Genomic DNA, 19,138 nt, shown 5'->3' with positions numbered 1-19,138 from the left:
GGGGACCGGCGGGTCCGGGACGGGCGCGGGGACTGGGGGGAATGGGACGGGGGCGGGGACTGGCGGGTCCGGGACGGGTGCGGGGACCGGTGGGTCTGGGACTGGCGCCGGCACTGGTAGGACTGGGACGGGTGCGGGGACCGGTGGGTCCGGGACTGGCGCCGGCACTGGCGGGAAAGGGACCGGCGCCGGCACTGGCGGGACCGGGACGGGTGCGGGGACCGGTGGGTCCGGGACTGGCGCCGGCACTGGCGGGAAGGGAACCGGGGCGGGGACCGGCGACTCCGGTACTGGCGCCGGCACTGGCGGGAAGGGGACCGGTGCGGGGACCGGTGGGACCGGGACGGGTGCGGGGACTGGTGGGACCGGCACTGGCGGGACCGGGACTGGCGCCGGCACTGGCGGGAAGGGAACCGGGGCGGGGACCGGCGACTCCGGTACTGGTGCTCGGGGCACACGTTAGCGTCGGCGGCGCGTTCGACGGCGACACGGCAACCGGCCCGATGCCGATTGCGGGCCGCGTTGCCGGTGTGCGATTATTCCCGTGATCGTGATCCAACGTCAGGAGGTGAGACCCATGTGCGCAGTATCCGTTATGGGTGCTCCCCTGCAGGCACGATCGCGCGACTGAGGCAGTCGCCACTGGGAGCGCCCGACAGGCAATTCGCGAAAGGCGACCCCCATGAACACAACACCTTCGTCAACGCCCGGCCACGGGAATTGGCCCCTGCCGGGCCGGCAGGTTGACGACACCACACAACTAACAGACAACTCGACCAAACGGGCCCTCGTGCTCGCCGGCGCGGGGGCGGCAGGCAATGCCTGGGAGCTCGGCCTCATCGCCGGCCTGTTCGACCGCGGAGTTGATCTCACCGAGGCTGATCTCATCGTTGGGACGTCGGCCGGATCGACGGTAGCTGCTCAGATCACCAGCGGGACACGGCCGGCCGAACTGTATGCCGCCATCCTCGCCGAGGCCCCTCAGCCGCGGGCCGGCGCCGCCGGAACGGACAGGCGACGCGCTCCGAGTTTCTCGGGGTCGAGCTACCTGGAGTGGTCCGACGGGATCATCGCTTCTGCCGAAGATGCGTCCGACATGCGCCGCCGGATGGGCGCCGCGGCGCTCGAAATGGACGCTTCCGACGGCGAGAACGGGGCGCGGTGGCGTGACGTCGTCGCGGCTCGGCTTCCCAGCCACCACTGGCCCCAACGGGCTGTGCTGATCGCGGCTGTCAATGCGGACACCGGGGAACCGGTCGTGCTCGACCGCCACAGCGGAATCGGTATGGTGGACGCCGTCGCCGCCAGCACCTCGGCGATGACTCCCTACCGCATCGGTGAGAACCGCTACATCAATGGTGGCTATCGACGCAGCGAGAACGCCGACCTTGCAGCCGGATACGGCGTGGTGCTCGTGCTGTCGCCATTCAGCGGGAGGACGCGGATGCCGCTCGAATGGGGCATGGACCTCGCAGCCCAGGTCGACGAACTGCGCGCAGGGGGCAGCAAGGTCGAGACTGTCTTTCCGGACGCCGGCGCCGGTGACGTCTTCGGCGCCAACGCGTTGGATCCGTCAACGCGCCGGCAAGCCGCCCGAGGAGGATACGACCAGGGCAGAGCCCTCGCGGAGCAGCTTGCCAAAATCTGGCGGTGACGCCCGAAACCAGTCGGCTCCAGGCAATCATGGGCTCTTCGGACATTCGGTGGGGGTGAGGCGCGCAGGATGTGCCCAGAGCGAGGCGCGTGCGAATCGAGCAGCTCCCCTCGACTCTGCCTCGCTCCTGGGGTACGTTCCCCGATATGGGATGGTGGACCGAACGCGTTGTTCCGCGCATGAACGACGTCTCCCTGCGGCACTCTGATCTGGTGCCGTATCGGGTGCGCGCCTGCTCCGGGTTGCACGGATTGGTCGCGGAGCTCGGGTTCGGCAGCGGCCTGAACATCGAGCACTACCCGAAGGGCGTCACGCGGATTCTGGCCGTCGAGCCATCCGACCTTGCATGGGATCTCTCCGCGCCGCGACGCGCCGCGAGCCGGATCCCGGTCGCACGAGGAGGTCTCGACGGCCAGAGGCTCGACCTCGACGATGATAGCGTCGACGCGGTCCTCTCGACCTTCACCCTCTGCACTATTCCCGATCCGTCCCGCGCGCTGGCTGAGGTACGCCGCGTCCTCAAGCCAGGGGGAACCTTCCATTTCCTCGAACACGGCATCTCCCCCGAAGCGTCCGTCGCACGGTGGCAGGGCATCCTCGAACCCCTGAATGCAAGGCTCGCCGGCAACTGCCACCTCACCCGGCAGATCGACCGGCTGGTCACGGACGCCGGCTTCCGGATGGACGAGCTCGATGCCGGATACCTCGACATCAACGCCCCCAAGCATCAGCGTCACGGCTTCCTGGGAACCGCGACGAAAGCGGGCGCGTAGGAGTCGAGGGCTACTGACGGCCGAGCGGGACGAGTCGTATTTCCTTCGCGAGCCCGTACGCGATGGGCAGATCGCTTTCGCCCTCGACGAATACACGGCCGACGACGAGCACGGCGTGGTTTGGCGAAGAAATCCGTCTCGTGCCGTCCGGCACGTTTCCCTTCCAGTCTGGCCCGGTGAGGAGATAGTCGCCGGCCTTGGTTCCAGTCGTGCGCTTTCCGACGTAGGCAAAATTGGCGCTACTTGAAGGATCGGTGAACTGCACGCTGTAATACCGGCCTGCCATGTCGGGCACGTGCAGGACCTGCGGTCCCGCCTTCAAGTCGAGCCAGCCGCCGAGGTAGAGCAAGTGGTCGGTTCCGGTAGCCAAGAGGCTCCCGCGCGGCGCCGACGCGGAAGATGTCATGGGCGCGGCGTACAGCGTATTGACGGGGATCGGGCCACCACCGAGTCCATGCTTGAGAATTGCCTTTTTGAAGCCGTTTACCGTGAGCCGCGGCCAGACGTAAATGAAGGCCGGCGCGCCCACCACCCAGACGATGCCTGCCGCCACGGCGAGCGGGATGACCTCGCTCCATCCGCGCGAGACCCGCTGGTAGACGACCCAGGCGAATATTGCGAGTATGACGATTGTCAGGGGATATCCGTATTTCAAGATCAGGCGATTCATCTCACGTGGTCCTCACGACGTGCGGCACTCGGTACGTGTCATTGAGAATTGCCGCGCCGGGCAGATACACGCGGAGCATGAGCTTGAATTTGCCGGGAGGCGACGGCAGCCAGTTCTGCCCATGTCCCGGCGGAGCATTGTGTTGCAGGTAGATATCGACCGAACCGTCGGCGTTCTTCACGAGGCTTGAACGATCGTCAATGCTTGAGCGGTTGATCGGATTGTTCACCATGTATCCGACGACGTCGGTCAACGTGAGCGACCAGAAGGCGTCATTCGGGGGCAGCTGCCCGGCTGGAAAACGCAGGATGTACTCATGACGGCCGGCGAGCGTCTGCCCAGAGCCATCCGTCGCCGTCGTCCAGTACGCGGCCTCTTCGAACACGTTGACGACGGGCAGGGCTTTGGCGCAGGCGGCCCGCACCAAGACTCCGTTCGCGGGCTGGCCGCACTGGCGAATGACCCTCCACCCATTGTTCGTCTTTGTCACCGCCCTCGCCACAGCGTTCATGATGAGAACTGCCGTGAGGAATGCGAGCGTGCCGCCGATGATGATTCCTTGCAGGACACCGGATTGTGCGACCCACGCGAGGATGCTTGCCATGTCCGCACACTAGCTCCACCCCCGCGGGGCGTACAGCCTCCGGCGCACGAGCGCCTAGTTCCCGTCCCCGCCGGTCCCCGCCGCGTACCGCCCAGCCGTCCAGTCGTTGGCCATCGTCTTCTGCACGCCGTCGAGCGTCGCCTTGCCCGCGCACAGCGCGGCGAAGGCATCCTGTTCGACCTGGTCCTTGTCGTTGTGCACGAACGCCGACTTCGAGTGCTGCTCCGAGGCGAAGATGTTCGGCTCGGGCCAAAGGTTCCGCACGTCGGAGGCACCGCCGTCGGCGAGCGGCACGAGGTGGTCGAGCTCGTACTTCGACGCGTCCGAGGCGGGGATCCCGTACGCGGCCATGATCTGCGTCTTCGCCCGGTCGGTGATGCCGGCGGGCGGCCGCACACTCGACGTGTAGCCCCCGCTGCGGCACACGGTCGAACCGAGATTGTCCTGCGTCACCGCGGCGTCGATCGCGCCGGGCGTGCAGGCGGAATCGGGGAGCGGCTCGTGCGTTGGAGTCCATCGCAGGTGGCACGAGCCGGGGGCGGGCATGGGTCCGTCGAGCCCCTTGTCAGTCCATCCGTGCCCCGCGGCGACGATGGGGCCGGCACCGGGTTCGGCTGAGGGAGCGGTCGACGGCGGTGCTCCCGCAACCGTGGCCCGGGCGAGGCCCGAGAGCCCGGCGGCGAGGGCGACGGCGATGACGGCGCAGACGATGAGGATGACAATGAGGCGCTTTGCGAAGGTCATGATGTCCCTCAGCGTAGGCGAGCCGCCCACGCACGCAGTTGTCACAAACCGTGTCGCCCTGGAAGCGCGAAGGTCCCCGCGGCGAAACCCGCGGGGACCTTCGTTCGAGGGGGCCCGAAGCCCCGTCGCGACGGAGGCGCTCAGCCGATGGGCGCGGTCTCCGCGCGCGGCGAGGACGCGCTCTCAGCCTCGGCGTCGATCTGCGCGAGCGTCTTGTGCGCGGTCTCCTTCGCGGTCAGCGCGGCGGCCGCGGCAAGGACGGTCGAAATCACGGTGTACCACGCGACGGGAACCCACCCGTTCACGCCGGTGCCCGCGATCGCCGCGGTGATGGTCGGCGCGAAGCCCGCGAGGGCGAAGCCCACCTGCGTGCCGATCGCCATGCCAGAGAGGCGGACCTTCGTGGGGAACATTTCGGAGTAGAACGCCGGGAAGATCCCGTTCTGCGCCATGTAGAGGATGCCGGACATGAGGATCGCGACGCCGAAGATCGCCGCGAAGTTCCCGCTCACGATCGCGGGCATGTAGAGGAACATCGCCGCGCCGGAGCCGAGCGCGCCGAGGATGAAGACGGGCTTGCGGCCGATCTTGTCCGCGAGCATCGCCCACAGGGGGATCGTCACGAGCGAGAGCAGGTTGGTCGTGACGCCGACCCAGAGCATGGTGCCCTTGTCGAGGTGAACGGTCGTGGTCGCGAAGGCGAGCGCGTAGACCCCGTAGATCGTCGACACGGTCGAGACGAGCGCGCACAGCGCGACGCGGATGACGGACTTCCAGTGGTGGCGGAACAGGACCTTGAGCGGGGCGGGGGCGACCTCGTTGGAGGCGGACTCCTCCTTGAACACGGGCGTCTCGGTGAGGCGGGCGCGGATCACGAGGCCTGCGATGACCACGAGGGCCGAGAGCCAGAACGGAACGCGCCAGCCCCACGTGAGCAGCTGGTCGCCCGGGAGGGCAGAGACGGGGATGAACGCGGCGGCCGCGATGACCTGGCCGAACTGCGTGCCGGAGAGCGTGAAGCTCGTGAAGTAGCCGCGGCGGTTGTCGGGCGAGTGCTCGAGGGACATCGACGTGCCGCCCGACTGCTCGCCCGAGGCGGAGAAGCCCTGGAGGAGGCGCAGCGTCACGAGGAGGATCGGCGCCCACACGCCGATCTGGCCGTACGTCGGGAGGCAGCCGACGAGGAACGTCGAGACGCCCATGAGCAGGACGGTGCCGATGAGCACGTTCTTGCGGCCAAACTTGTCTCCCCAGTGGCCCATGAAGAACGCGCCGATGGGCCGTGCGACGTAGCCGACGCCGAACGTCGCCATCGAAAGCAGGACGTCGACGCCGGGGGCCGCGTTCGGGAAGAAGATCTTGTTGAAGACGAGGGCGGCGGCGGTGCCGTAGATGAAGAAGTCGTAGTACTCGAGGGCGCTTCCTACCCAGCTCGCGAGCGCGGCGCGGACCGGGGTCTTCTTCGGGGCAGCGGGTGTTGCTGTGCTCATGATGCTTCCTTCTAGTTCTGCGTCGATGCAGCGGGTGCGGGTAGGGCGGGAGGGGCGGGTGAGAGGCCGACTTCCACGGCGCCGCCCGTCCGGGCGGCCTCGAGGATGGCCTCGACCACGCGGAGGGACTGGAGACCGTCCCGTCCGGTGACGAGCGGCTCGGCCTCGCCGCGGACGACGGCGGCGAAATGCGCGAGCTGTGCGGCGAGCGGGTCGTGGCGCTCGACGACGGCGGTGCGGCTTTCGAACGGCTCCCACCACGAGGCCGTTCCGGCATAGGTGCGGAGGCGCATGGTCGGGATGCCGAGCGAGCCGTGCGTTCCGGCGATGAGGTAGCAGTCCTCGCCGTCGGCGTGCGCGTATGCGGGGTTCTCGCGCGACGTCTGCTCCCACGAGGCCGTGGCGGCCGCGGCGTCGGAGAGCATGAAGGTGCCGAGCGCGCCGTTCGCGAACGCGAGCGTGATTGCGGCCGTGTCCTCGACGGCGAAGCCGCGTGCCGCGTTCGACGCGACGGCCTGCACCCGCACGATCTCGCCGCACAGCGCCCGCAGGCCATCGACCTCGTGGATGAGGTTGATGAGCATCGGCCCGCCGCCGGGCTGCGCCCGCCATGGACCGGCGTCGAAATAGTCGTCGGGCTTGCGGAAGAGCGCGGTGCCGACGACGGCGACGATCGCCCCCAGCGCGCCGTCGCCGATGATGCGGGACGCCTCCGCGAGCAGGGGGCTGTGCCGTCGATGGTGTCCCACGAGGAGGGGGACGCCCGCGGCCTCGGCAGCAGCGACGAGCCGGTCGGCGTCGTCGGCCGTTTCGGCGATGGGCTTCTCGACGAGGACGGGGACGCCGGCAGCGACGCACTCGAGTCCGCCGGACACATGGAAGCGGTTGGGAGTCGCGAGGATCACGCCGTCGGGGCGCTGGTCCGCGAAGAGCTCGGCAAGGCTCCCGAAGAGGGGAACGCCATGCCGATCGGCGACGTCGCGGGCCGCGGGGGCAGGGTCGACGACGGCGCAGAGCTGAGTCTCCGGGTTGCCGGCGATCCGGCCGATGTGCTCCTGGCCGATCAGACCGGACCCGGCAACGGCGATCCGTACACAGCGTCGTGTGGTCATGGCTCCTGCTTGTGGTCGGTGCGGATTCCGAAACGTAACCGCATCGTGGAAGTCGCTTTCGCGATACAAACGATGATCCTGTGCCGTGGCTCACAAGTCAAGAATTATTTCCACCATCTGGTGAGCGTTGCCACAATGTGGGAACTGTGGCACTATCGACGTATGACCTCGATCACCGCGGATGAGACGTCGGCCGAGAAGCCAGGCAAGTCGGGCACCGCAAAGTCAGACATGGTCGGCAAGGCCCTGAGCCTGCTCGTCATGCTGGGCGACGACCCGGGCGCCACGACGGCGGCGGACCTCTCGCGCCGCGCGGATCTGCCGTTCAGCACGGCCTACCGGCTCCTGCAGTCGCTCCAGCGTGCCGGGTTCGTGGACTTCGAGCCCGAGGGGAAGAAGTACAGCCTCGGGCTGCGCGTCTTCCAGCTCGGCCTCTACGTGTCCAACAGCCTCGGCTACGCGGGCACGGCCAACCCGGTGCTCACGCGGCTCACGGAGAAGACCCAAGAGGCGAGCATCCTCGCCGTCGCGGACGAGGACCGCTTCCTCACGGTCGCGAAGGTCGACGGCCCGAAGGCCTTTCGCGTCACGAGCGATCCCGGCTATCGCGGGCATCTGCACTGCTCGGCCGTGGGCAAGGCGCTCGTGGCGTTCGCTGCGGAGGACGAGCGCGAGCGGCTCGTCGAGACCCTCGAACTCGAGCCCGTCGCGCCGAAGTCGATCACGGACCGCAACGAGTTCCGGGCCGAGATCGAGCGCGTCCGCACCCAGGGGTACGCCCTCATGGACGAGGAGAACGAGGTGGGCATGCGCGCAGTCGCCGTGCCGGTCCTCGACAGCGACGGCCATGCGATCGCCGCGATCGCATGCTCCGCACCGACCGTCCGCATGACCCTCGACGAGCTCGTCGACCAGCTTCCCGCCCTGCGCGAGGCCGCCGGGGAGCTCGCGGCCCGCCTGCCCCGCCGCTGACTCGGCTACTCCCGCCCCGCCACCCGCGCCCACCCCGCCGCCCACACCCCCAAAAGGACCCCCCTTGAGCCTGCCCCATGAGTCGTACCTGATCGGACTGATCGGCGACGGCGTCACCCCGTCCCTCACCCCGCCCATGCACGAGCGCGAGGGTGAGGCCCGCGAACTGCTGTACCTGTACCGGCCGATCGACCTCCTCACCCTCGGCCTCCCGGCGCAGAGCGTGGGCGACCTCCTCCGCGCGGCGCGTCTCCTCGGCTTCAACGGCCTCAACATCACGCATCCGTGCAAGCAGCTCGTCCTCGAGCACCTCGACGAGATCGACGACGACGCCGCCCGCCTCGGCGCCGTCAACACTGTCGTCATCCGGCCCGACGGCACGACGGTCGGCCACAATACCGACTGGTCCGGCTTCCTCCACGCCTTCCGTTCTGGCCTCCCCGGCGCCGAGCTGGGCCGCGTCGTCCAGCTCGGGGCCGGCGGCGCGGGCTCCGCCGTCGCCTACGCACTCCTCACGGCCGGCGTCAGGCACCTCAGCATCGTCGACGTCGACGACGCGCGCGCGGCGGACCGCGCCGCCGAACTCGCCTCGCTCTTCCCGGACGCGTCCGTCGAGGGGCGCACGACGGCGGAGCTCGCCTCGCTGCTCGAGGCCGCGGACGGCGTCGTCCATTGCACCCCGGTGGGGATGGCCGCGCACCCGGGCGCCCCGTTCGACACGTCGTTGCTCGACGCGCGGCAGTGGGTCGCGGACATCGTGTACCGGCCGATTGAGACGCAGCTCGTCCGCGACGCCCGCGCGGCCGGGTGCCGCGTGCTCGACGGCGGGCGCATGGCCGTGGGCCAGGCCGTCGACGCGTTCCGGATCTTCACGGGGATCGAGCCGGACGCCGAACGGATGCGCGCGCACTTCCTCGAACTCGTCGAGTCCGAAGCGGCGCTCGCCGAGGCGGGTGCCCTCTGATGCGTACCGGGATCGCGACCGTCTGCCTCTCCGGGACGCTCGAAGAGAAGCTCCGTGCCGCAGCGAAGGCGGGGTTCGGCGGCGTCGAGATCTTCGAGGCGGATCTCGTGACCTCTCCGCTCAGCCCCGAGGACGTCCGGCGGCTCGCCGACGGCCTCGGACTGAGCCTCGACCTCTACCAGCCGTTCCGCGACCTCGACTCGGTGCCGGATGAGGTCTACCGTGCGAACTTGCGCCGCGCCGAGGCCAAGTTCAAGCTCATGGGCCGCCTCGGGATCGACACGATCCTCGTGTGCAGCAATGTGGCGACGGCATCCATCGATGACGATGCCCTGCGCGCCGAGCAGCTCCGCGGCCTCGCGGAGCTCGCCGCCGACCACGGGGTCAAGGTCGCGTACGAGGCGCTCGCGTGGGGCACGTACGTCAACGACTTCGAGCACGCGTGGCGGCTCGTGGCCGACGCCGACCACCCGAACCTCGGAACCTGCCTCGACACCTTCCACATCCTTTCCCGCGGCTGGGACACCGAGCCGATCGAGCGGATCCCGGGCGAGAAGATCTTCTTCGTGCAGGTCGCGGACGCGCCCAAGCTTTCGATGGACGTGCTCAGCTGGAGCCGCCACTACCGCGTGTTCCCGGGCGAGGGGCAGTTCGATCTGCCCAAGTTCCTCGGCCATGTAGCACGCACGGGCTACAACGGTCCCGTGTCCCTTGAGGTCTTCAACGACACGTTCCGGCAGTCCGACGTCGAACGCACCGCCGTCGACGCGATGCGCTCACTCATCTGGCTCGAGGAGCGCACAGCTCAGCATCTCGCGACGTCGGGCGCGGAGTTTCCCGCAGCACCTCCTACGCCCGCTCGGCTTGCCGCGGCGTCCCGCGCCTACGCGATGCCTCTCACGACGCTTCCGCAGGTCGCGCCGCCGTCGGGCCTCAACTTCGCCGAGATCAAGGCCGACGATGCGGCGCCGAGCATGCGCGCGCTCGAGCGGCTCCTCGGCCAGCTCGGCTTCGAGGCGCGCGGCGAGCATCGCACGAAGCCGGTGAGCCTGTGGACGCTCGGCGACGCGCGGATCATCCTCAACCGACAGCAGGCCCGCGGCGTCGCCCCGGCGATTTCGGCGCTCGGCTTCGACGTCGAGAACGCGGTTTCCGCCGTCGCCCGCGCGGTGCAGCTCAAGGCAGCAGCCGTGCCGCGGACCTCTCAGGCCAACGAGGAGGTGCTCCAAGCGGTCCAGGCGCCGGACGGCACCGAGGTGTTCCTGTGCCAGGATGCCGCCTGGACCCGAGAATTCGGGTCGGACGGAGGTGAAGCCGTCGGCGAGTCGGGCGGGCCAGGCCGCCACGTGGCGCGGATCGACCACATCAACCTCGCCCAGCCGTGGCAGCACTACGACGAAGCTGTGCTGTTCTACTCGTCGGTGCTCGCGCTGACCCCGCAGCCCTCGCAGGATGTCTCGAGCCCCACCGGCCTCGTGCGCTCGCAGGTGATGCAGACTGAGCTTGTCCGCGGTGAGCGCGCAGTCAGGCTCGCGCTCAACCTCGCTCCGTGGGTTCAGGCCGACGAGGTGCGCGGGACGGTCCGGGACACGTTCCAAGAGCACATCGCCGTTGCCGTCCCTGACCTCGTCGAGACCGCGCGAGCGTGCCGTGCGCGGGGTCTGCGCTTTCTCCCGATACCGGAGAACTACTACGAGGATCTCGACGCGCGGTACGGCCTCGAACCCGAGTTTCTCGCGACTCTGCGCGAGCTCGACCTGCTGTACGACCGGGACGCAGGCGGCGAATTCCTGCATTTCTACACGGAGACGGTCGGGAGCGTGTTCTTCGAGGTCGTGCAGCGGATCGGCGGCTACGACGGCTTCGGAGCCCCGAACGCGCCCGTGCGGCACGCAGTCCAGCACGCAGCGCAGCGGGCGCAGTAGGCGTTAGGGGGATGGCACCGTGAGCAGCTGGGCCGCCCGCTGGTGCGATACATGTAGAACGGCTCCGATTTCACGGACCGTGAGGCCCTTCGCCTGAAGGATCCGAGCGGCGTTCCGCCGCTCCTCGGCGGACTCCTGCCGAAGCGCGTCGGCCTCTTTGGCGAGTTGGTCGGCATGGTGGATGGCCCGCATCGCCTCCGGCTCATCGATATCGAGTTCGACCTCGAACTCGGCCTCAGGGCGACCAGTTCGCGCGCTGGCCTGATCGAGCACCATCTCGCGCACCTCCGAGAGCGTCCGGCCTTGCGTGATCAGTCCGGGAATCTCGGGCACGGACACGTACCAGAAGCGCCCATCCCGGTGGACCTTCGCCGAGAGCTTCACTTGATGTCCTCCCCTGGTCTCGTCGCTTCACCATCATGCTATGCGTCTATGGACCACTAGACAAGCATGTCAACCCACGTCTAGACGTATGTGGATGACAACGGTGATGCGGCCTTTGTGGCGGGTCCAGAGCGCGGACTCGCCCCCTTGTGGAGGAGTTATCGCTCAGCGGATGACGTGGGAGCGCAGGTATTCCCGAAGCCCCGGGATCGCGAACTCGACCTTCCCGTAGCCAGCCTGTTCGATAAGACCGGCGTCGATGAGCCGTGCCCGATACTTGCCCACGAGGCTCGGGCTGGCTGCCATGCGCCGGCCGATCTCGCCCGCTTCGGAGGTGGCGTCGTCGTCGGCCATCGCGGACAGGAAGTCCATGTCCCGCGCGCTTGCGGTGGAGAGCGCGGCCTCGATCACGGTGCGCTCGTTACGACGGCGGGCTGCCGCGATCGCTCGGTTCACAGCCTCCGAGGTGAGGGGTCCGGCCTCGGCCTCCTGCCACAGGCTGTAGCCGACGAGCTGGATGAGGAATGGATAGCCGCCGGTCGCGTCGGCCGCCGTCCGGGCCAGTTCGGGGGCGAGGTCGTGGCCGCCCTGCGCGAAGAGCTTGGTGTAGGAATCGGCGGTCTCATCGATGGAAGCCGCGTGCAGGTCGATGCGGTCGGCGCGGCGCAGGAAGGTGGCGACGCCTTCGTTGAGGAGGTCGGACACCGCCGCAGGCAGCCCGGCAAACACGAGCGCGATGGGCAGCCCCTCGCGGATGAAGTGCTGGACGTTCGCTGCGAGTGCGGCGATCTCCCCGCGGTCGGCGGCGTGCACCTCGTCGACAGTGATCGCGAGGCCGGTTCCGTGGCTGTCGAGGGCGCCGAGAAGCTTCTCGCCCGCTTCCCGCCAGCCGACCTGCTCCTCGGGGGCGAGCTGGGTCGTCACCCCGAAGCCGGCCAGGGTGACGCCGGTGATCCGGCGGCCGCCCGGCCGTTCGCCGAGCTCGCCGAACGCGCGCCGCATCGCCTCGCCGATGCGGGCCATGAACCCGGCAGTGGCGGTCTCCGAGATCACGAGCCAACCCTGCGCCTGGGCCGCGTCTTCGGCAGCGCTCAGCATGACAGTCTTGCCAATGCCGCGGGCGCCCGTGAAGATCGTGAGGAGGCCGGGGGCGCCGGATCTGATGGTGAGGCCGTATTCGAATTCGCTGAGGACGCCGTTGCGGCTCACGATGACCGGCGGGGTGGCGCCCGCGGTGGGTCGGAACGGATTCTGCACGGGTCCTCCCGGTGAATCTCGGTGAATCTGGTTAATCTGGTTAATCTGCACCCATCCTAACCCGTGCGGACATCGCGCTCCTAGGCCACCGCGGCAGCCTCCGCAAGGCGACCGTCCACCATCTCGAGGATACGGTCGCAATGGCCGAGTACGTCGTGATCGTGCGTGACCATGAGCACCGCGACGCCGAAACGCGCGGCCTGCTCGGCGAGGAGCCCCACAACTTCCGCGCTGCGCCGCCGGTCGAGCGCGGCGGTCGGCTCGTCGACGAGGAGCAGCGGCGGCCTGTTGACGAGCGCCCGCGCGATCCCGACCCGCTGGCGTTCGCCGCCGCTCAGCTGCTCGGGCCGATGGCCTGCGCGCCGTTCCATCCCGACAGCGCGGAGGAGCGGCTCGGGATCCAGGCGGCGGTTCCCGGCGAGGCGTGCCGCGAGGCGGAGCTGGTCTGCCGCGGTCAGGGCCGGGATGAGGTTGCCCGACTGGAAGACGAAGCCGATGTTCTCGAGCCGGAAGCGGGCCGCCGCTCCGGGCCCGAGCCCCGAGACCTCCGTTCCGTGGACGCGCACCGAGCCCGACGTCGGGGCGGAAAGAAGCCCCGCGACGGCGAGCAGCGAGGACTTCCCCGAGCCGGAGGGGCCGACGACGGCGGCGAACTCGCCCGGCTCGATGCGGAGCGAGACGGAGTCGAGGGCGCGGACGCTCGCCTCTCCATCGCCGAGGTCGAGGACGACGTCGGTCAGGTCGAGTGCGGGGGCAGGCTGGGCACGGGTGGACTGGGCTAGGGTCGACGGAGCGGGATTGACGTTCATCGGTTTCCTCCGAGGGCTGTGAGGGGATCGACGCGGGAGATGCGCAGGATGGCGACGGCGGCGCCCGCGAGGCCGAGTCCGATCGTCAGGACGGTTGCGACGGCGACGGGCGCCGGCTCGAGGCTGAAGGGGGCCGTTGAGGGCATGAGGGCCCCGAGGGCGACGGCGGCCCCCACGCCCAGCGCTGTGAACGCACCGAGCAGGATCGCGGCCTGCGCGAGGCCGTCCCGCAGGAGGTAGCCGGCCGAGGCGCCGATCGCGCGCAGGACGGCGAGCTCGTGCTTTCGCTGGATGGTCCACACCGTGAAGAACGCGCCGACGACGAGCGAGCTGATCGCGTACAGGAACACCTGGATCATCGTGAGTGTGAGCGTCTCGGGCTGATAGCCGGGCGAGGCGTTGAACGCCTGGGCCTTGGTCATCGAGACGGTTCCGGCCCGCGCGTCGATCGCCGCGAGGTCCGGCGCCGCGCCCGCAGCGGCCTGGACCGCTACGGCGCTCGCGTAGCGATACGCGACGGCGTCGACGTGGGCTTGTGTCGGCGGGCCAGGCTTGGCGGTGCCGGACGCGATGAGGCGCCACGTGGCGAGGGGAACGTAGGCGACGTTGACGTGGCCGAAGGTCGCCTGGCCCTTTGTAAAGCCGACGACGGTCAGCTCGACGCCGATGCGGTCGAGCGTGACGGTGCTTCCGAGTTCGAGCCCTTTCGCCCGTGCCGTCTCCGAGACGACGATCCCGGCCGGCCCGGACAGTCTCTCGCCGCGTGAGACGGCGGGGGAAAGGAAGCTTGACGGCTCGACGCCGAAGAGCGTCAGGTCAATCTGCTGCCCGTTGGCTGTGCCGTGGACCGAGCTCACTCCCAGGGGCGCGGCCGAGGCGATGCCCGGCGCATCCTTCCATGCGGCGAGCTCCTGGGGGTCGACGAGCGATCGGCTGAACGCGTTGTCGGTGATCGTGCCCTTGCTGAAGGCGAAGCTCGTGGCGGGCATCGAGCGCAGGCCGGATACGCCGTCGTTCGTGAGGCCCACCGCGAGCCCCGACAGCAGGACGACGAGCAGTGCGATGAGCGAGATCACGGCGCCCATGAGGGCGAATCGCCCTCGGGCAAAGCTCAGTTCGCGGAGTGCTAAGAACATGGGACCCCCTTGGAGACAATCTGTCGATATCGTGCTGACAGATCGTCAGCAACTTAACGACAGTATGTCTTCAAATGGAGTCGCGAGTCAAAAGCCGTGCAGCATCACGCCGTTCAGAGCGAGTTGCCCCTGGGTCCGTCGAGAGCTCAAGTGATATTCGCGCTCTAGTCGGTCTGCTTCGCGGCAGGCGGTTCCGGGGAGCATGCGGCCGGCGGTCGCCGGTACTCGTCGTCGGTAACGTGCTCGAGCCATGTCGTGGTCGACGTCGGGTCGTCCCCCTGCTCGAGCATGGCCAGGTGCTCCATGAAATCGTCGGGCGTCGCGCCGTGCCAGTGCTCTTCGCCGGCAGGAGTGTAGATCGTCTGACCGGGGTGGACCTCGATGATCTCCCCGGCTCGGGACTGCATGAGCGCCACACCTTCGGTGACGTGGAGGGTCTGGCCGCGGGCATGCGAATGCCACGCCGTGCGGGCTCCGGGCGAGAAGCGCACTTTTGCGACGATCATCCGCTGGCCGTCTTCCTGCGGCGCAGCGATCGAGTCGACCCAGACACTCCCGGTGAAGCGGTCCGGGGTGGCTCTGGCCGAGGGCTGCTTCGGCTGGATGTTCATGCTGGGATCTCCTTCGGTGGGCGGGTGCGGCGCAATGGGCAGGCCTGTGGGAGAGGCTAAGCCACGGTGGGTGCCGTCGAGGAGGTTCTGGCTTTACCTGTCATGGCAGTGCGTTCTCGAACGCGGTCCGAAGTGGTGTGCTGAAAGCGGGTGATCGCACGACCAACGAAAGGACTCCCATCATGAGCGAAACGAACCAGACCGCGGCCCAGCGCCTCGTCGGAGACTTCGCCCCGAAGCTCGCTACCCTCACCGACGACGTCCTGTTCGGCGACGTATGGGCCCGCCCCGAGCTCTCCCCGAGAGACCGCAGCCTCATCACGGTGGCGAGCCTTATCACGAGCGGCAGCACAGAGCAGCTCCGCGGCCACCTGGCTCGGGCGAAGGAGAACGGACTGACCGAAACCGAGCTCAAAGAGTCCATCATCCACCTCGCGTTCTACGCTGGGTGGCCCAAGGCGATGTCCGCCGTCACCGTGGCCAAAGAAGTCTTCGCCGGGTAGGCGCGCGTCACTGGCACCGCCGCCGTCACCCGCATCAACGGACTCGCTCGCAACACCTGACGGGCCGGTGGAACCGCACCGAATTCAAGCTAGCGGGCGTCTGCGCTCCTCCGGCGGGTACGGTGGTTCCGGCCGACTGCTTGTCCCGGGCGACGCCGGTCAAGCGGCTTCAGGGCAATTGTCAGAGAGGACTCCATGGCACGGATCTTCATCACGGGATCTACGCAAGGCCTGGGCCGCGGGGCCGCGGAAGCGCTCCTCGGCGAGGGGCACGACGTCGTCCTCCACGCGCGCACTCGCGAGCGTGCCGCGAGCCTCGGCGAGCTTGCCGCGCGAGCCGCGGGCGTCGTCGTCGGCGATCTATCGCACCGCGACGAGACGCTCGGCGTGGCCGAGCAGGTCAACGCGCTGGCGCGTATGGACGCCGTCATCCACAACGCCGGGGTCTACACCGAGCCCGGACGCCACGCGACGCCCGAGGGGCATCCCCGCGTGCTCGCGGTCAACGTGCTCGCGCCGTACCTGCTCACGGCGCTCATTGGACGCCCCGCGCGGCTCGTCTACCTCAGCAGCGGGCTGCACCGCGGCGGGGACACGTCCCTCCGCGACGTCGAATGGGCGGCGCGGCCGTGGGACGGGTACCAGGCGTATTCGGACAGCAAACTGTACGTGACTGCGCTCGCCCTCGCGGTCGCGCGGAGGTGGCCCGAGGTGCGCAGCAACGCCGTCGACCCGGGATGGGTGCCCACCCGGATGGGCGGGCCCTCCGCCCCGGACGACCTCGAACTCGGCCACGCGACGCAAGCTTGGCTTGCGGGCGGCGGCCCCGAGGCGGACGTCACGGGCGGGTATTGGTACCACGGGCGACGTCGCGAACCCGCCGCTGCGGCCGCCGATCCGGAGTTCCAGGACGCGGTTCTTGCGGAGCTGGCCGGGCTCACGGGCGTCGAGCTGCCCTAACCCGTCCCATCCTGCACGCGTACACGAAGGGACGCGTACCGTGCAGTACGCGTACTGGAACGGACGGCGGCCGGCGGCTCGAGCCCCCGCCCCGACCCTAGGCCTCGAACTCGAGCCGGAACGGCTGCCCCGAGGTGCGGATCGTGAGCCTGCCGCCCTCCACGGTGACCTTGACGCCGTCGACCGTCGCCGCTGGTGGGGAGGCCCCGTGGAGGACGACGACGAACTCCCCTCGCGCGAACCCGGGGAACCCCGCGCCCGTGACGCCCGCGTCCACGGTCACGCGCCGCCCCGCACGGGACACGGCGAACTCGGTGCGCACTCGGGCCCCGTCGGCGGCGGCGAGCGTGAGCCCGTCGTCCTCCTGGAGGAATGATTCGTGCGCGCCGTCCTCGGCGGGCGCGAACACATGGAGCTCGACGGCACCCGGTGCGTACCCATACGTTGACGGCGGCGCCTCCGCCCACATCGGGATGACCGCGCCGGCGCGCGCGTACAGCGGGATGCGGTCCATCGGGGTCTCGGCGACGACGTGACGCTGGCCCGCGTGGAGGCGGTCGCTGTGCCACTCGTACCAGTGGCCTGCGGGAAGGTAGACCTGCCGCGACGTGATCCCCGGACCGAGCACAGGGGCCACGAGCAGGTCGGGGCCGAAGAGGTATTCGTCGTCGATGTCGGCGGTGATGGGGTCGTATTGGTGGTCGAAGACGAGCGGCCGCTGCACGGGTGCCCCGGTTTCGGCCGCCCGGACGAAGGACGCGTAGAGATACGGCAGCAGCCGGTACCTCAGCTCGAGCGCGTCCCGCACGATCTCGAGGACGGCCGGCCCGAACGACCATGGATACTGATCGCGGGTTCCGATGTTCGAGTGGTTCCGGCAGAACGGCGTGAGCGCACCGTACTGGAACCAGCGGGCGAACAGCTCGGCGTTCGTGTGGCCGAAGAAGCCGCCGATGTCCGCCCCGACGAACGCCTGGCCCGAGATCCCGAATCCCGTGGCCATCGGAATGCTTACGCGCAGGTGGTCCCAATTCGCGAGGTTGTCGCCCATCCAGTTGGCCGCGTAGCGCTGGATCCCGGGCGACCCGGCGCGCGAGAGGATGAACGTTCGCTTGTCCGGCATGGCTGAGAGCAGGCCTTGGGTTGTGCCCATCGCCATGAGCAGGGCGTATTGGTTGTGGAAGCGCTCGTGCGAGTGCTCGCCCTTGCCGAAGCGCATGCCGAGCGGCGAGATGACGCCCGTCGCGGGCTCGTTCATGTCGTTCCAGATGCCCGCGAGGCCGGACTGCACGTGGTGGGCGTTGAGCTCGCCCCACCACGCGCGCGCTTCCTCGGTCGCGAAGTCGGGGAAGGCGGTGTTCCCGGGCCACACCTGACCGATGTAGATGTCCCCGCCCTCGGTGCGGCAGAGCACGCCCTGCTGCACGGCGTCGTCGTACACCTCGTAGCCCGGCTCCGCCTTGACGCCCGGGTCGACGATGCTGATGAGGCGATAGCCCTCGGCGTCAAGGCGGGCCATGAAGCCCTCGGGGTCCGGGAACCGCTCCCCGTCCCACGTGAAGACCCGGTAGCCGTCCATGTATTCGATGTCGAGCCAGAGGGCATCGCACGGGAGGCCTTCGCGGCGCAGGCGGGCCGCGATCGCCTCGACGTCCGCCTGGGTGTACCTGTGCCACCGGCATTGGTGGTAGCCGAGGGACCAGATCGGCGGCAGCTGGGTGCGGCCCGTGAGCCACGTGTACGCCTCGAGGATGCCGGGCATGTCCGGGCCGGCGAAGACGTATTCCGTGTACTGGCCCCCGGAAAAGTGGACGCGGAAGCAGTCTGCTGGCGAGAAGTCGTAGGTGCCGCGGTACCCGTTGTCGACGAACGACGCCGAGACCTTCCCCGTGCTCGCGTCCTGGTGGTACGCGAACGGGATCGAGACGTAGTACGGGTCGAACTCGACGCTCGTCGGGTCCGCGCGCGGGTCTGTGGCCTCTGCCTGGGCGGTGAACTCGCCGGTGGCCGAGGGGTCGAGGACGTCCGTGTTCCACAGCGTGAACTCGCGTCCCCTGCGGTTCCCCGCCCCGGACTTTTCGCCGAGCCCGAACACGGCGTCGTCTGGATGGCACCGCCGTGCGAACGTGAAGGCGTCGTTGAGGGTCGCGTACGGGTGGTACGTCCCGTCCTCGTCGCGGGCGGTTTCGACGACGGCGGATCCGTCCGGTCGGTGGACCTCGAGGCGGAACGGGTCGAGCCAGAGCGAGGCGACGAGCCGTGCGGTCCGCACGCGAACGACGTCGTCGCTCGCCTCGACCGCGAAGTGCGCGCCGAAGCTGTGGGGATCCGCGGCGACGGCGAACGATGGCTGCTCGTCGAAGACGCCGCCGCGGCTGATCTTGATCCGGACGACGTCCTCGCGGATGATGTCGAGGCGCAGATGCTCCCCGTGGAGGTCGGCGAGAAGGCCCGAGGCTGTTTCGCGGACCGCGTCGACGCGGGTGAAGCGGAGGTAGTTCTCGTAGGACTTCACGGGCGCCACGCTACTCCCGTGGCCGCCGTCGCGCTCTCCCGGCGTGGCACAGCCG

Annotated in this window: 18 protein-coding genes; 7 read left to right on the top strand and 11 right to left on the bottom strand. The window is 69.1% G+C overall.

Annotated features, from left to right (window positions below; translation table 11 throughout):
• Window positions 1-682: 682 nt before the first annotated feature.
• Window positions 683-1,654: a patatin-like phospholipase family protein gene (locus RBS12_RS14925; protein ID WP_373886529.1), complete on the top strand. Its 972-nt coding sequence runs from the start codon at window positions 683-685 to the stop codon at window positions 1,652-1,654.
• Between the two features lie 146 nt (window positions 1,655-1,800).
• Entirely contained in the window at window positions 1,801-2,427 is a 627-nt protein-coding gene (locus RBS12_RS14920) for a class I SAM-dependent methyltransferase (RefSeq protein WP_307966919.1), read from the top strand.
• 10 nt (window positions 2,428-2,437) lie between these two features.
• Here RBS12_RS14920 and RBS12_RS14915 read toward each other — a convergent pair whose 3' ends face one another.
• From RBS12_RS14915 to RBS12_RS14895, 5 genes are all read right to left on the bottom strand, one after another.
• The gene (locus RBS12_RS14915) at window positions 2,438-3,097 is read right to left on the bottom strand and encodes a DUF1254 domain-containing protein (protein WP_307966918.1); all 660 of its coding nucleotides are present in this window, start codon (window positions 3,095-3,097) and stop codon (window positions 2,438-2,440) included.
• Window position 3,098: 1 nt separating this feature from the next.
• Entirely contained in the window at window positions 3,099-3,701 is a 603-nt protein-coding gene (locus RBS12_RS14910) for a DUF1214 domain-containing protein (protein ID WP_307966917.1), read from the bottom strand.
• Window positions 3,702-3,755: 54 nt separating this feature from the next.
• On the bottom strand, window positions 3,756-4,445 hold the full coding sequence (locus tag RBS12_RS14905; RefSeq protein ID WP_307966916.1) for a hypothetical protein: 690 nt from the start codon (window positions 4,443-4,445) through the stop codon (window positions 3,756-3,758).
• Between the two features lie 140 nt (window positions 4,446-4,585).
• Complete coding sequence (locus tag RBS12_RS14900) at window positions 4,586-5,935, bottom strand: MFS transporter (protein ID WP_307966915.1); 1,350 nt, start codon at window positions 5,933-5,935, stop codon at window positions 4,586-4,588.
• An 11-nt stretch (window positions 5,936-5,946) separates the two neighbouring features.
• Window positions 5,947-7,047, bottom strand: a complete 1,101-nt coding sequence (locus RBS12_RS14895; RefSeq protein ID WP_307966914.1) for a Gfo/Idh/MocA family oxidoreductase — start codon at window positions 7,045-7,047, stop codon at window positions 5,947-5,949.
• Window positions 7,048-7,209: 162 nt separating this feature from the next.
• Between RBS12_RS14895 and RBS12_RS14890 the strand changes: the two genes are divergently transcribed.
• The 3 genes from RBS12_RS14890 (at window position 7,210) to RBS12_RS14880 (ending at window position 10,908) form a co-directional block, all read left to right on the top strand.
• The gene (locus tag RBS12_RS14890; protein WP_307966913.1) at window positions 7,210-8,019 is read left to right on the top strand and encodes an IclR family transcriptional regulator; all 810 of its coding nucleotides are present in this window, start codon (window positions 7,210-7,212) and stop codon (window positions 8,017-8,019) included.
• Window positions 8,020-8,083: 64 nt separating this feature from the next.
• Entirely contained in the window at window positions 8,084-8,983 is a 900-nt protein-coding gene (locus RBS12_RS14885; protein WP_307966912.1) for a shikimate dehydrogenase, read from the top strand.
• Window positions 8,983-10,908 (top strand): TIM barrel protein, encoded by a 1,926-nt coding sequence (locus tag RBS12_RS14880; protein ID WP_307966911.1) that lies wholly within the window; start codon window positions 8,983-8,985, stop codon window positions 10,906-10,908. Before RBS12_RS14885 ends, RBS12_RS14880 begins: the two co-directional genes overlap by 1 nt.
• 3 nt (window positions 10,909-10,911) lie before the next feature.
• On the opposite strand, the gene RBS12_RS14875 is transcribed toward RBS12_RS14880, so the two are convergent.
• The 5 genes from RBS12_RS14875 to RBS12_RS14855 form a co-directional block, all read right to left on the bottom strand.
• Entirely contained in the window at window positions 10,912-11,292 is a 381-nt protein-coding gene (locus RBS12_RS14875; protein ID WP_307966910.1) for a type II toxin-antitoxin system HicB family antitoxin, read from the bottom strand.
• A 165-nt stretch (window positions 11,293-11,457) separates the two neighbouring features.
• Window positions 11,458-12,549 (bottom strand): ATP-binding protein, encoded by a 1,092-nt coding sequence (locus RBS12_RS14870; protein WP_307966909.1) that lies wholly within the window; start codon window positions 12,547-12,549, stop codon window positions 11,458-11,460.
• An 80-nt stretch (window positions 12,550-12,629) separates the two neighbouring features.
• Complete coding sequence (locus tag RBS12_RS14865; protein WP_307966908.1) at window positions 12,630-13,358, bottom strand: ABC transporter ATP-binding protein; 729 nt, start codon at window positions 13,356-13,358, stop codon at window positions 12,630-12,632.
• Window positions 13,355-14,494 (bottom strand): ABC transporter permease, encoded by a 1,140-nt coding sequence (locus tag RBS12_RS14860; RefSeq protein ID WP_307966907.1) that lies wholly within the window; start codon window positions 14,492-14,494, stop codon window positions 13,355-13,357. Before RBS12_RS14860 ends, RBS12_RS14865 begins: the two co-directional genes overlap by 4 nt.
• 164 nt (window positions 14,495-14,658) lie before the next feature.
• Entirely contained in the window at window positions 14,659-15,105 is a 447-nt protein-coding gene (locus RBS12_RS14855) for a cupin domain-containing protein (protein WP_307966906.1), read from the bottom strand.
• A 182-nt stretch (window positions 15,106-15,287) separates the two neighbouring features.
• On the opposite strand from RBS12_RS14855, the gene RBS12_RS14850 reads away from it, so the two are divergent.
• Both RBS12_RS14850 and RBS12_RS14845 read left to right on the top strand, forming a co-directional pair.
• Complete coding sequence (locus RBS12_RS14850; protein ID WP_307966905.1) at window positions 15,288-15,608, top strand: carboxymuconolactone decarboxylase family protein; 321 nt, start codon at window positions 15,288-15,290, stop codon at window positions 15,606-15,608.
• Between the two features lie 195 nt (window positions 15,609-15,803).
• Window positions 15,804-16,568, top strand: coding sequence for an SDR family NAD(P)-dependent oxidoreductase (locus RBS12_RS14845; RefSeq protein ID WP_307966904.1), 765 nt, complete (start codon window positions 15,804-15,806; stop codon window positions 16,566-16,568).
• Window positions 16,569-16,665: 97 nt separating this feature from the next.
• Here RBS12_RS14845 and RBS12_RS14840 read toward each other — a convergent pair whose 3' ends face one another.
• On the bottom strand, window positions 16,666-19,083 hold the full coding sequence (locus RBS12_RS14840) for a TIM-barrel domain-containing protein (protein WP_307966903.1): 2,418 nt from the start codon (window positions 19,081-19,083) through the stop codon (window positions 16,666-16,668).
• Between the last annotated feature and the right edge of the window lie 55 nt (window positions 19,084-19,138).

It is taken from the genome of Sinomonas sp. ASV322, assembly GCF_030908245.1.
Taxonomy (GTDB): Bacteria; Actinomycetota; Actinomycetes; order Actinomycetales; family Micrococcaceae; genus Sinomonas.
This window is presented reverse-complemented; position numbering and strand designations above follow the sequence as displayed.